This window comes from Lysobacter sp. A286, assembly GCF_054052105.1.
On record NZ_JBSVRJ010000001.1, the window covers coordinates 698,557 to 710,822 of the forward strand.

A 12,266-nucleotide genomic window follows, 5' to 3' on the forward strand; every position below is an offset into this window, starting at 1 on the left:
GTTCAGCGGCACCCGGCGCATAGGGATGATCCGTGCAGACGATCGTGCGCTGAGCTATGGCGAGGGCCTGTTCGAGACCCTTCGTGCCCATCGTGGCAGCTTGCCGTGGTGGGACATGCATTGGGCCCGGTTGGAGCGTGGCGCACGCTGCCTGCAGATACCCACGCCCCCGGTGACGCAGGTTCGCGACCAGGCCGAGCGCCTGCTTGATGGCGCCGACGGCGTGTTGAAGCTGCGGCTCAGCCGCGGCAGTGGCGGCCGTGGATACGCGCCACCGACCCACCCGCAGCCAAACTGGATGCTGTCGCTACACCCTTTGCCAGCACCGGCACCGACGGCGGGCCTGACCCTGCGCTGGTGCGATATCCGGCTGTCGATACAGCCGGCATTGGCCGGGTTCAAGCATTGCAACCGGCTTGAACAGGTGCTGGCACGGGGTGAGTGGCACGACGCCGACGTGGCCCATGAAGGCCTGATGCGCAGCATGGATGGCGACGTGGTTTGCGCTACGGCGGCGAACCTGTTTGTACTGCACGGTGATCAGTGGAGTACCCCGGAAGTGGATCGCTGCGGCGTTGCAGGCGTGTGTCGCCAGTGGTTGCTGGAGCGTTTTCCAATCCGGCAGGCCAGGTTGTCGCCGGCTGATGTCGAAACTGCCGATGCGATCGTCCTGACCAACGCGGTGCGGGGTATCCTGCCTGTCGCCCGGTTGGGCGAGCGCGGATGGCAGCCACACCCGATGGTGGCCCAGTGGCAGGACCGTCTCGCCGCCGAGCATCCCGCATTCGCCAAGCCGACAGGCACGGAGGTATCGTGAGTCGTTCCCGCAAGCATCGTTTTGGTGCGTTTTTGCTGTTGATACTGGTGCTGTCGCTGATCGTCGCGGCGGTCGCGGGATTCTGGGCATGGCAACGCTACACCGCCTTCGCCACGACGCCGATTGCCGGCCTGCAGGTGGGCGACAGCGTGGTCATCGATCGTGGTGATTCGCTGCCGGTCGTGGTGTCCAAGCTGCGCCAGGCGGGCGTCCGCGAAGGCGGCGAATACGAGTGGCGCCTGCTGGCCCGCCAACTCGGTGCCGCGTCCACCCTGCATGTGGGTGAGTACGCACTCGACCCGGGCATCTCGCCGCAGGAGTTGCTGATCGCGATGGGACGAGGCGACATCATCCAGCATCGCTTCACGATCGTGGAGGGTTGGAGCATCCGCGAGCTGCGGGCGGCATTGGCCAGCGCGGAGCCACTGGAGCACGCCGCAACCGGCCTCGATGCCGCCGCGCTGATGGAGGCGCTGAATTACCACGACGAGCATCCGGAAGGCCGGTTCCTGCCCGAGACCTACCTGTACAGTCGCGGTGACAGCGACCTGGACCTGTTGCGCCGCGCCCACGATGCGATGGACCGGGCATTGGCTGCCGCTTGGGAAGCGCGCGACCCCGAGATCGGCCTGGAAAGTCCCTATGAGATGCTGATCATGGCGTCGATCGTGGAGAAGGAAACCGGGATCGCATCCGAGCGCCCGCAGATTGCCGGAGTGTTCGAGCGCCGACTGAAAATCGGCATGAAGTTGCAGACCGACCCCACCGTCATCTATGGCATGGGTGCCGACTACGACGGCAATATCCGTCGCAGCGACCTGACCACCGACACCCCGTACAACACCTACACCCGCAGCGGACTGCCACCGACCCCGATCGCGATGCCGGGCGTGGATGCGCTGCAGGCGGTCGCCCATCCGGCATCGGGCGATGCGTTGTATTTCGTTGCCGTCGGTGATGGCAGTGGCCGCCATCTGTTTGGCAAGTCGCTGGCCGAACACCAGGCCAACGTGCGCAAGTACCTGCACAACTACCGCCAGCGCATGCGCCAAGCGCAGGACGCGAGCCCGACCCCATGAGCCTGCTGGTGCAACCGCGATTGCTGAGTCTGGAAGGTGGGGAGGGCGCCGGCAAGTCGACTGTGATGGCTGCACTGGTGGAGGCGTTGCGGGCATCGGGAGAGTCGGTCGTATGCACCCGCGAGCCGGGGGGCACGCCGATGGCCGAGCAGATCCGCGACTTGCTGTTGCGCAGCGGCGATGAGCCGCACGCGCCGGAAACCGAGTTGTTGCTGATGTTCGCCGCGCGTTCCCAACATGTTCGCCAACTGGTCCTGCCGGCGCTGCAGCGCGGCGCATGGGTGATCAGCGACCGATTCACTGATGCCAGCTATGCCTATCAGGGGGCGGCACGCGGCGGCGACCCGGATTTCATCACCGAGCTGGAGCGGCGCGTGGTGGGCATCGTCCCCGGCCGGACCCTGCTGCTCGACGTGCCGGTCCAACTCGGCCTGCAACGCGTGCGCGGGCGAGGAAACAGCGATCGGATCGAAGCGGAGGCTGACGATTTCTTCGAGCGCGTGCGCGCCGCCTATCTGGCCCGCGCCGCCGCCGACCCGTCGCGGTTCCGGGTGATCGACGCCAGCCAGTCACCAGTTGCTGTGGCGAGCGAAGCGATCGCCCACCTGCGTGCACACCAGGCAGCATTGGCATGAGTGCGTTCGCACCCTGGCAACAGCGCGTCTACGACCACGCTGCCAGTGCTATTGATGCCGGCCGCCTCGGTCATGGCCTGCTGTTCTGTGGCCCGGCCCGGCTGGGCAAGCTGGCGGTGGCCGAGCGTCTCGCCAAGCGCTTGTTGTGTCTGGATCGCGCGGCCGGTGGCGAGCCCTGCGAGGCGTGCCGCAGCTGCCGCCTGTTTGCGGTACGTTCGCAAACCGATCCGGTCGAGCTGCGTCCCGATGGGTCGTTGGCGCATCCTGGAGGACATACCGGCCATCCGGACTTCTCGCAGATCAGCTACGGCATCAATGACAAGGCGAAGCCCAAGCCCAAGTCGCGTTCCGAGATCGTGATCGAACAGATGCGCAAGCTCTCCGAGCGGATGGCCCTGAGCCCGCACTATGGCGAGGTCAAGATCGCGATCATCGAGCCGGCCGATGCGATCAACCATGCCGGTGCCAATGCCCTGCTCAAGACGCTGGAGGAGCCGGTTGACGGCCGTTACCTGTGGCTGGTCAGCGCCAATCCCTCGCGGCTGTCGGCGACCATTCGCAGTCGTTGCCAGAAGCTTGAGTTTCGTCTGCCACCGCAAAGTGAAGCTTTGGCCTGGTTGCAGCAGCAGGGTCACGCACAGGTCAAGGCCGCCGAGGCGCTTGCTGCGGCCCGCGGCCATCCGGGTCTGGCCCAAGAATGGCTGCAGGGAGATGGCCTGGACCTGCGGCGTCAGGTGGCAAGCGACCTGGAGCAGGTGGCCCGCGGCCAACTGGCCGTCGTCGAGACTGCGCAGCGCTGGGTAGCGGACGGCGATGCCGATCAGCGCCTGAGCTTCGCCGCCGACCTGGCCTTGACGATGGCCAGGCAAGCCGATGGCTTGACCGACCCGATGGGCACGCGCAGTCTGGCAACATGGTTTGACCGCGCCAATCGCGCGCGCGGACTGTTGCGTACTACGGTTCGTGCCGATCTGGTGGTGGTTGAGTTGTTGATGGCCTGGCGCATCGCACAAGCACGCAGGGCCGCCGGGAAACGTGGGGACAGCACTATGCAGGGGAAAGCGTCATGAGTGGAGCAGGTGGGGCGAGCCAGGGCATCGTGACCCTGGCGGTGAAGGACAAGGCGGCGCTGTACAACGCCTACATGCCCTATATCCGCCATGGCGGCATCTTCGTGCCGACGGCCAAGCGGTATTTCCTTGGTGACGAGGTGTTCCTGCTGTTGACCCTGCCCGAGTCCGGCGAGCGCCTGCCGGTGGCCGGCAAAGTCATCTGGGTAACGCCTGCCGGTGCCCAGGGCAACCGTCCTTCCGGCATCGGCATCCAGTTTGCCGATACCGCTGAAGGCGAAAGCCTGAAGGGCAAGATCGACGCGCTCCTGGCGGGCAGCCTGGAGGCGGAGCGCGCGACCCACACCATGTAGTCGGTCGCACCGTGTCAGCGGTGCAAGACTCAACGCAACGCGGCGGAGTCCCAGCCGGGTCGCGGTGCAAATCGATCGCCGTGCCGGGCTTGCAGCTGCTTGAGGCGCTCCAGCAGCGCGTCCGCGCCGGTCTCGCGGATGTACTGGATCGGCCCCCCCCGGAACGGTGCGAACCCGGTACCGAAGATCACCCCGGCATCCAGCAGGTCGGCATCGGCAACGACTCCGTCGTGCAGGCAGGCGACCGCCTCGTTGAGCATCGGCAGGATCAGGCGATCCTCGATGTCGGCGGGCGCTTCGTAGTTCTCGGGCAATTCCGGCTTGATCGCCTTGCCGTCCTCCCACTTGTACAGCCCCTGCCCATCCTTCTTGCCGCGCTTGCCCGGCTCGGCCTGGGTGGCGAGCGCGTCGGGCACCTGCAGGCCGAGGAATGGCGACAGCTCCGCGCCGACCCCGGCCGCGACGTCCAGACCGACCGTGTCGACCAGTTCGATCGGTCCCATCGGCATGCCAAACTTTTCCGCTGCCTTGTCGATCGCCTTGCCGGGAATGCCTTCCGCGTAGGCGGTGACCGCTTCCAGCATGTACGGGAATAGCACCCGGTTGACCAGGAACCCCGGGGTCCCGGCCACCGGGACCGGCAGCTTGCCGATCGCCTTGCAGAAGGCGGCCAGGCGCTGCCGGGCTTCCGCGGACAGTCCATCGTGGAGCACGATTTCGACCAGCGGCATCAGCGCAACCGGGTTGAAGTAGTGCAGTCCGGCGAACTGCGCCGGGCGCTGGATCCCATCGCGCAACTCAAGCAGCGGAATCGACGAGGTGTTGGTGACCAGCAACGCATCGGGCTTCATTTGCGGCTCCACCGCCGCGTACAGCTCGCGCTTGGCGGCCGGTTGCTCGATGATCGCCTCGATCACCAGGTCCGCCTTGCCCGCGCCGTCGCCGGCAAGGTCGGCTTTCAGTCGCGCTGCCACGGCCGGTCGCTTGCTCTCGTCCTTGACCTTCTTGGCAAACAGCTTGCCGGCGCGCTCCATCGCGGTGTCGATGTAGCGTTGCTCACGATCGTTGAGGGTGACCTGGAAGCCCTTGTAGGCCGACCATGCCGCGATGTCGCCGCCCATCACCCCCGCGCCGATCACATGCACGTGCTGGATGCCGTGATCCCCGCCGCCGGCGGCCTTCAGCCGCTCTTGCAGGAAGAACACCCGGATCAGGTTGCGCGCGGTCGGGGTCGAAGCGAGCTTGGCGACCGATTTGCGCTCGGCAGCCAGCCGCGCCTCGATTCCGCCGCCGGTGGTCTTCCAGGTGTTGATCAACGCGTACGGCGCCGGGTAATGCTCCTTGCGGGCCTTGCGCGCGACCTGCTTGAGCAGCATCGGCGCGATCACCTGGCGCGCCGGCCAGATGTTGCTCAGCCAGCCCATCGCGCGCTGCTTGAGCGGACGCTTGCCACCGCGCAGCACCAACGTGGCGGCGGCATCGACCAGAGTCGCCTTGTCCGTGGTCTTGTCGATGAGCCCGTTCGCGCGTGCCGCCGAGGCCGACAAGGTGCGCCCGGTCAGCATCATGTCAAACGCCGCCGGCGCGCCGATCAATTTTGGCAACCGCACGCTGCCGCCCCAGCCCGGATAGATGCCGAGTTTGACCTCGGGCAGGCCGATCCGGGTCGAGGGATCCTTGCTGGCGACACGGTAGTCGCAAGCCAGGGCCAGCTCGGTGCCACCGCCCATGCAGAAGCCGTGGATCGCCGCGGCGGTGGGGCAGGGCAACCCGGCCACGCGCTGGAACACCTGCTGGCCACGCTTGAGTGCGCCGGCGACATTGCCTTGCTCGTCGAAGCTCCGGAACTCCTTGATGTCGGCGCCGGCGATGAAACCGCTGTCCTTGGCCGACCGGAATACCACGCCCTTGGGCGGATCGCTGGCCAGCCGCTCCACCAGCGAGTCCAACTCGATCAGCACGTCCTGCGATAGCGAGTTGACGGCTTCGCCGGCACGGTCGAGCGCCAACACCAGAACGCCATCGGGGCGTACTTCTGCGTGCCAGTGCTGGACGCGCAAACCGGCGAATGTCGGCACTGCGGTGTCATGAGGGGCCATGCGGCACCATCCGTTCAAGTATGGATCAAGCCGCTATCATCCCGAGGTTGTTTGACCTGCGTCAAATAGGGCAACGTCGACACAGCTTGGACATCAATGGGCCGATGATGGTTGCGGTCGTGCCATGGCGCCCCAATCGTTGTGGTAGTTGAACTTTCGTCCCGACAGGGTTGTCTCATTGCTTGGCCATGGCCGAGCTGACAGGAGTGCCGGCGCGCGGTATGGCCGAAAATGATCTGGACCAGGAACTGGTCAGGCGTGTGCAGCAGGGCGACAGCACTGCGTTCGATGCATTGGTGCTCAAGTACCAGCATCGGATCGTGGCGTTGATCGGCCGCTACATCTCTGACTGGAGTGAATGCCAGGACGTCGCCCAGGATGCATTCATGCGCGCTTATCGTGCGATGCCGAACTTTCGTGGCGATGCGCAGTTCTACACATGGTTGCACCGTATCGCCGTGAATACCGCCAAGAACCACCTGGTTGCGCAAAAACGTCGCCCGCCGACCGATGACATTGACGCTGGCGATGCCGAGCAATTTGATGTCGGTGTCCGCCTGCGTGACAACGACACCCCGGAACGCGAACTGATGCGCCACCAGGTGGAACAAACGGTGATGCGCGTGGTCGAAGGATTGCCGGAAGACCTGCGTGTGGCGATCAGCCTGCGCGAGGTCGATGGTCTGAGCTACGACGAGATCGCACAGAAAATGGAGTGTCCAATCGGAACCGTGCGCTCGCGGATTTTTCGTGCCCGCGAAGCGATCGATATCGAATTGCGCCCCCTGCTTGACCAGGAACACGACTCCCCGGAGCGGAAACAGTGATGCCGAACAGTCCAATCCATGACGCCGACCACCATGATGCCGATCGCGAGACCCTCAGCGCGCTGTTTGATGGCCAGTTGGAGGGTGACACGGCGCGTTTCGCGCTGAAGCGACTTGGGCACGATGCGCAGTGGCGGCGGACCTGCGGTCACTGGCAGCTGGCCGGTGATGTCTTGCGTGGAAACACAGGTGACCTGGCGCCGCCGGACTTCGCAGCGCGGGTGATGGCAGCGGTGGCGCGCGAATCGCGGGAAGCCATGCCCGCAGCGTCGACGCATTCCGTCGCCTCGGGGGCCGTGGCCACGGCTCGTCGACGCTGGATCGGCGGCGCGGCGCTGGCCGCCTCGGTCGCGATGGCAGCGTTGTTCGTCGTGCGTCCGTTGACCCAGACCGCCGCTCCGATGCTGGAAACATCGGCCCAGCAGATCACCTCCAGCGGGGCAGCGGGCGGTTCAGCCACTGCCACGGCGGACGGTGTGGTTCCTGCACCGATGCTGCAGGCACCCACGCTGCAAGTCGCCAGCGTGCCGCAAGCGCCGTTGCCACAAACCGGGACTCTCGAACCTACGACCTCCACCGGAGGTGCTCCGGCAACCGCCGCAGCCGCGACCGCGACCGTCATCGCGGTTGCCGAACTGCCGCGGCGTGCCAGTGAGCGTCGTTCGCGCGGACAATCCCAGCGCGCCGCTTTGCGTGGTGTGAAGCGCGAGGCACCGATGCAAGCGCTTGCCGCCGCGTCGGCCACGCCAGCCTCGCCGCCGGTGATGCCCACGATGGCCGTGGCAGATGCGGCCGGCTCGTCGGTACACCCGTTCCAGCCTCGCGGCGAGATTGCGTCGCGGCCTTGGCCGCGTGCGGCGTTACCCGATTACCCGATTGCCGGCGGAACCCTGACGGCCAGCTACGACGGTAACAGCGTTACCGAGCAGCCATCGCCGTCGTTTTATCCGTTCGAGCCGCAGGCTTTGCACGATGACGGGGCCGCCTCGCGATCGAACTGGCCGCAGGCCACCGATTTGCCGTGACCTGAGCGTGGCCGTGACCCTGCGCGTGACTGCCGCCGCCGACACCGCCGTCGAGCCGGTCGCCCACGACTCCGCACATACCCTTCCTCGCAACTTCAGGCCGATTCCATGAACCGTCCCTTTCGTTCCATTGCCTTGCTCGGCACGCTTGCCGCTGCCATGCCCATCGCCTGCACAGCGCAGCAATCGCCGACGGTCGCGGTGGCGGCCTCGCAGGCGGTCACGCCGCCAACCGCACAGCCGATCGTCAGCGGCCTGCCGGATTTCACCGCACTGGTGAAGCGGGTGGGCCCGGCGGTGGTCAACATCAGCGCGGAGACCGCGCCGCGCCGCAGCAGGTCGCAGCAAGGGCTGCCCGATGGCGTCGAGGAGCTGTTCCGTCGCTTCGGGATGCCGTTCCCGGGCGCGCCGGGTGGACCGCACGGCCCACGCGGTGGCGCGACGTCGCTGGGCAGCGGGTTCGTGATTTCCGACGATGGCTACGTGCTGACCAACTTCCATGTGGTCGATGGGGCCGACACCGTCACCGTGACCTTGTCGGACCGCCGTGAGTTCCAGGCCGAGGTGGTCGGCAGCGACGAGCAATACGACATCGCGCTGCTGAAGATCGATGCCGACAACCTGCGCTGGCTGCGTCCGGGCCAGTCCTCGACACTGCAACCAGGCCAATGGGTGGTGGCGATCGGCTCGCCGTTTGGTCTGGATCATTCGGTGACCGCCGGGATCGTCAGCGCCGTCGGCCGCTCCAACCAGTATTCCGGCCAACAGTACGTGCCCTTCATCCAGACCGACGTGGCCATCAACCCGGGCAATTCCGGTGGCCCGCTGCTCAACACCTCCGGCGAGGTGGTCGGGATCAACTCGCAGATATTCTCCCGTTCCGGTGGCTACATGGGGGTCAGCTTCGCGATCCCGATCGACCTGGCAATGGGCGCGGTCGAGCAGATCAAGGCGACCGGCAAGGTCAGTCGCGGCATGCTTGGGGTCAACATCCAGGAGGTCAGCAACGTGGCTGCCGAGGCGATTGGTTTGCCCGACAGCCGTGGCGCGATGGTCAGCAATGTCCAGCCCGACAGCGCCGCCGACAAGGCCGGTATCGAGCCCATGGACGTGATCCGCTCGTTCAATGGTGTCGCGGTGACCGATTTCAGCGACCTGCCGCCACTGGTAGGCGCGGTGGCTCCCGGCAGCAAGGCGAAGCTGGAGATATTCCGCGGCGGCAAGCTGCGCGAGATCGACCTGGTGGTTGGCGGGGACGAGTCGTTCGCCACCGCTGCGGCATCGGGTGGCAATTCCAGGGCGCCCTCTGCGACGACCTCGACGGGAGTCAATCCACTGGGTCTGGTGGCACGCGACCTAGCGGCGGGGCAACGGCAGCAGCTCGGCCTGAAGGACGATGAAGGCGTGCTGTTGGTCGATGTCGATAACGAGTCGGCGCGTGCCGCGGGATTGCAGGCCGGAGACGTTGTCACCGCAATCGGTCGCAAGGCCGTGGGCAGCGTCGCGGCGTTCAACCGTGAACTGGCCGGCACCAAGCCCGGTGAGACGGTGATGTTGCTGATCCAGCGCGGCGGTGCCGTGCAGTTCAAGGCAGTGACGGCGCCCAAGGATTGAGTGCTGCATCGGGCGGGACGGCAGCAATGGCGGCCGGCCCCATGCGCACGGCCGGACGCGGTGGGTATGCGATAATCGCGTGTTGACCTTCCCCGGCCCAGAGCCCGTTGCCGCCCGCATGCAGCAGATACGAAATTTCTCCATCATCGCCCACGTCGACCACGGCAAGTCGACCCTGGCAGACCGCATCATCCATATGTGCGGCGGCCTGAGTTCGCGCGAGATGGAGGCTCAGGTGCTCGACACCAATCCGATCGAGCGCGAACGCGGGATCACCATCAAGTCGCAGTCGGTATCGGTGCCGTATACCGCGCGTGACGGCAAGACCTACCAGCTCAATTTCATCGACACGCCCGGCCACGTTGACTTCAGCTACGAGGTCAGCCGCTCGCTGGCCGCCTGCGAAGGCGCGCTGTTGGTGGTGGACGCCGCCCAGGGCGTGGAAGCGCAATCGGTCGCCAACTGCTACACCGCCGTCGAGCAGGGCCTGGAAGTGGTGCCGGTGATCAACAAGATCGACCTGCCAACGGCCGACATCGATCGCGCCAAGGCCGAGATCGAGGCGGTGATCGGGATCGACGCCAGCGATGCGGTCGCAATCAGTGCCAAGACCGGGCTGAACGTCGAGGAAGTGCTGGAGGCGATCGTCACCCGCATCCCGCCGCCCCAGCCGGGCGACACCGACAAGCTGCAAGCGCTGATCATCGACTCGTGGTTCGACAACTACCTGGGCGTGGTCAGCCTGGTGCGGGTGATGCAGGGCGAGATCACCCCGGGCAGCAAGATCCTGGTGATGTCGACCGGTCGCACCCACCTGGTCGACAAAGTCGGCGTGTTCACCCCCAAGCGCAAGGACACGGCCAAGCTTGGCGCCGGTGAGGTGGGTTGGATCAACGCCTCGATCAAGAACGTGCACGGCGCCCCGGTCGGCGACACCCTGACCCTGGCCAGCGACCCGGCCAGCAAGCCGCTCCCGGGCTTCCAGGAAATGCAGCCGCGCGTGTTCGCGGGCCTGTTTCCGGTCGATGCGGACGATTACCCGGACCTGCGCGAAGCGCTCGACAAGTTACGCCTGAACGATGCCGCGATGCGCTTCGAGCCCGAATCCTCCGAAGCGATGGGGTTTGGCTTCCGTTGTGGTTTCCTGGGCATGCTGCACATGGAGATCGTCCAGGAGCGGCTGGAACGCGAGTACGACCTCAACCTGATCAGCACCGCGCCCACCGTGGTCTACGAAGTGCTCAGGACCGATGGCGAGATCGTGTCGTTGGACAACCCGGCCAAGCTGCCGCCGTCCAACCTGATCGAGGAAGTCCGCGAACCGATCATCCGCGCGAACATCCTCACCCCGCCCGATTACGTCGGCAACGTGATCACCTTGTGCGAGGAAAAGCGCGGCAACCAGATCGGCATCACCTACCTGGGCAGCCAGGTGCAGATCAGCTACGAGTTGCCGATGAGCGAGGTGGTGCTGGACTTCTTTGATCGCCTCAAATCCGTATCGCGTGGCTACGCATCGCTTGACTACCATTTCCTGCGTTTCCAGGCCGGCCCGTTCGTGCGCGTGGATACCCTGATCAACGGCGACAAGGTCGATGCCCTCAGCATCATTACCCACCGCGCCCACGCCGACCGGCGTGGCCGGGAGATCAGCGAGAAAATGCGCGAACTGATCCCGCGGCAGATGTTCGACGTGGCCATCCAGGCGGCAGTGGGTTCGCAGATCATCGCCCGCAGCACAGTCAAGGCGATGCGCAAGAACGTGCTGGCCAAATGCTACGGTGGCGACATTTCGCGCAAGAAGAAGCTGCTCGAGAAGCAAAAAGCCGGCAAGAAGCGGATGAAGCAGGTTGGTAACGTCGAGATCCCGCAGGAAGCGTTCCTGGCGGTACTGCAAGCCGACCACAAATAGTCGCAATACATTGAGGAAGACGCATGCGTTGGTTTGAAATTGCCCTGGTGACGTTCACCGTCGTGTCCGGCCTGGTGTGGCTGCTCGACAAACTGGTACTGGCCCGGCGCAGGGCCGCCTACCAGGGGCTGCTCGATGACGATGCCGAGCCGTGGTATGTCGATTATGCGAAGGCGTTCTTCCCTGTGTTGCTGGCGGTATTGGTGCTGCGAAGCTTCATCGCCGAACCGTTCCGGATCCCCTCCAATTCGATGATGCCGACCCTGCTGACCGGCGACTTCATCCTGGTCAACAAGTTCGCCTACGGCTTGCGCCTGCCAATCACCAACAGCAAGTTCATCGATACCGGCGAGCCCGAGCGTGGCGACGTGGTGGTGTTCCATCCGCCGCATCATCCTGAGCAGGACTGGATCAAACGCGTGATCGGGCTACCGGGTGACCGGATCGGCTATTACGACAACCAGGTCCATATCAACGGTGCTCCCGTCGCGTACGAATCACTGGGCCGCTACCAGGGCCATGGCAAGGGCACCCAGATGACCGGGGCCGAGGAGCTGCGTGAGCAATTGCCGGGTCGCACGCACCTCGTGCTGGAGCGCACCAACCTGCCATTTACCGACCCCGCACAGGGTGAGTGGGTGGTGCCGGCCGGTCAGTATTTCGTGATGGGGGACAATCGCGACAATAGTGAAGACAGTCGATACTGGGGCTTCCTGCCGGAGGAGAACCTGCGCGGCAAGGCGTTCCTGATCTGGATGAATATCGATGGGGGGATCAATTTCTCGCGCATCGGGCAGTCGATCCGGTAGGGTTCGGCAGCACGGTGTGCAACCAA

11 protein-coding genes are annotated in these 12,266 nt (G+C 65.4%); 10 read left to right on the plus strand and 1 reads right to left on the minus strand.

Going from position 1 to position 12,266, the window contains the following annotated elements; all coding sequences use genetic code 11:
• Window positions 1–25: 25 nt before the first annotated feature.
• Genes pabC through ACW7G0_RS03405 form a run of 5 tightly spaced genes read left to right on the plus strand, consistent with a single transcriptional unit; the run spans window position 26 to window position 3,954 of the window.
• The gene (pabC, locus tag ACW7G0_RS03385) at window positions 26–817 is read left to right on the plus strand and encodes an aminodeoxychorismate lyase (RefSeq protein WP_456987610.1); all 792 of its coding nucleotides are present in this window, start codon (window positions 26–28) and stop codon (window positions 815–817) included.
• Window positions 814–1,896 (plus strand): endolytic transglycosylase MltG, encoded by a 1,083-nt coding sequence (mltG, locus tag ACW7G0_RS03390; protein WP_456987612.1) that lies wholly within the window; start codon window positions 814–816, stop codon window positions 1,894–1,896. Before pabC ends, mltG begins: the two co-directional genes overlap by 4 nt.
• Entirely contained in the window at window positions 1,893–2,531 is a 639-nt protein-coding gene (gene tmk, locus ACW7G0_RS03395; protein WP_456987614.1) for a dTMP kinase, read from the plus strand. Before mltG ends, tmk begins: the two co-directional genes overlap by 4 nt.
• Complete coding sequence (locus ACW7G0_RS03400; protein WP_456987616.1) at window positions 2,528–3,601, plus strand: DNA polymerase III subunit delta'; 1,074 nt, start codon at window positions 2,528–2,530, stop codon at window positions 3,599–3,601. The genes tmk and ACW7G0_RS03400 overlap by 4 nt, the downstream gene beginning before the upstream one ends.
• Window positions 3,598–3,954, plus strand: a complete 357-nt coding sequence (locus tag ACW7G0_RS03405; protein WP_456962013.1) for a PilZ domain-containing protein — start codon at window positions 3,598–3,600, stop codon at window positions 3,952–3,954. Before ACW7G0_RS03400 ends, ACW7G0_RS03405 begins: the two co-directional genes overlap by 4 nt.
• Before the next feature lie 29 nt (window positions 3,955–3,983).
• Here ACW7G0_RS03405 and ACW7G0_RS03410 read toward each other — a convergent pair whose 3' ends face one another.
• Window positions 3,984–6,053 (minus strand): 3-hydroxyacyl-CoA dehydrogenase NAD-binding domain-containing protein, encoded by a 2,070-nt coding sequence (locus ACW7G0_RS03410; RefSeq protein WP_456987617.1) that lies wholly within the window; start codon window positions 6,051–6,053, stop codon window positions 3,984–3,986.
• A 221-nt stretch (window positions 6,054–6,274) separates the two neighbouring features.
• Here ACW7G0_RS03410 and rpoE point away from each other — a divergent pair, with 221 nt between their 5' ends.
• The 5 genes from rpoE to lepB all read left to right on the plus strand — a co-directional run bounded on the left by rpoE (window position 6,275) and on the right by lepB (window position 12,240).
• Window positions 6,275–6,880 (plus strand): RNA polymerase sigma factor RpoE, encoded by a 606-nt coding sequence (gene rpoE / locus ACW7G0_RS03415; RefSeq protein WP_456987619.1) that lies wholly within the window; start codon window positions 6,275–6,277, stop codon window positions 6,878–6,880.
• The gene (locus tag ACW7G0_RS03420; RefSeq protein WP_456987621.1) at window positions 6,880–7,905 is read left to right on the plus strand and encodes a sigma-E factor negative regulatory protein; all 1,026 of its coding nucleotides are present in this window, start codon (window positions 6,880–6,882) and stop codon (window positions 7,903–7,905) included. The genes rpoE and ACW7G0_RS03420 overlap by 1 nt, the downstream gene beginning before the upstream one ends.
• A gap of 108 nt (window positions 7,906–8,013) precedes the next feature.
• Window positions 8,014–9,519, plus strand: coding sequence for a Do family serine endopeptidase (locus ACW7G0_RS03425; RefSeq protein WP_456987622.1), 1,506 nt, complete (start codon window positions 8,014–8,016; stop codon window positions 9,517–9,519).
• 118 nt (window positions 9,520–9,637) lie between these two features.
• Window positions 9,638–11,431 (plus strand): translation elongation factor 4, encoded by a 1,794-nt coding sequence (lepA, locus tag ACW7G0_RS03430; protein WP_456989439.1) that lies wholly within the window; start codon window positions 9,638–9,640, stop codon window positions 11,429–11,431.
• Between the two features lie 23 nt (window positions 11,432–11,454).
• A complete protein-coding gene (gene lepB, locus ACW7G0_RS03435; RefSeq protein ID WP_456987623.1) occupies window positions 11,455–12,240 on the plus strand; it encodes a signal peptidase I in 786 nt (261 codons plus the stop codon).
• Window positions 12,241–12,266 lie beyond the last annotated feature (26 nt).

Bases quoted from the DNA above. Each gene is read 5' to 3' on its own strand.
- rpoE (WP_456987619.1), top strand. From the start codon at position 6,275: ATGGCCGAAAATGATCTGGACCAGGAACTGGTCAGGCGTGTGCAGCAG.
- ACW7G0_RS03420 (WP_456987621.1), top strand. From the start codon at position 6,880: ATGCCGAACAGTCCAATCCATGACGCCGACCACCATGATGCCGATCGC.
- ACW7G0_RS03405 (WP_456962013.1), top strand. From the start codon at position 3,598: ATGAGTGGAGCAGGTGGGGCGAGCCAGGGCATCGTGACCCTGGCGGTG.
- ACW7G0_RS03410 (WP_456987617.1), bottom strand. From the start codon at position 6,053: ATGGCCCCTCATGACACCGCAGTGCCGACATTCGCCGGTTTGCGCGTC.
- ACW7G0_RS03425 (WP_456987622.1), top strand. From the start codon at position 8,014: ATGAACCGTCCCTTTCGTTCCATTGCCTTGCTCGGCACGCTTGCCGCT.
- lepB (WP_456987623.1), top strand. From the start codon at position 11,455: ATGCGTTGGTTTGAAATTGCCCTGGTGACGTTCACCGTCGTGTCCGGC.
- pabC (WP_456987610.1), top strand. From the start codon at position 26: ATGATCCGTGCAGACGATCGTGCGCTGAGCTATGGCGAGGGCCTGTTC.
- ACW7G0_RS03400 (WP_456987616.1), top strand. From the start codon at position 2,528: ATGAGTGCGTTCGCACCCTGGCAACAGCGCGTCTACGACCACGCTGCC.
- lepA (WP_456989439.1), top strand. From the start codon at position 9,638: ATGCAGCAGATACGAAATTTCTCCATCATCGCCCACGTCGACCACGGC.
- tmk (WP_456987614.1), top strand. From the start codon at position 1,893: ATGAGCCTGCTGGTGCAACCGCGATTGCTGAGTCTGGAAGGTGGGGAG.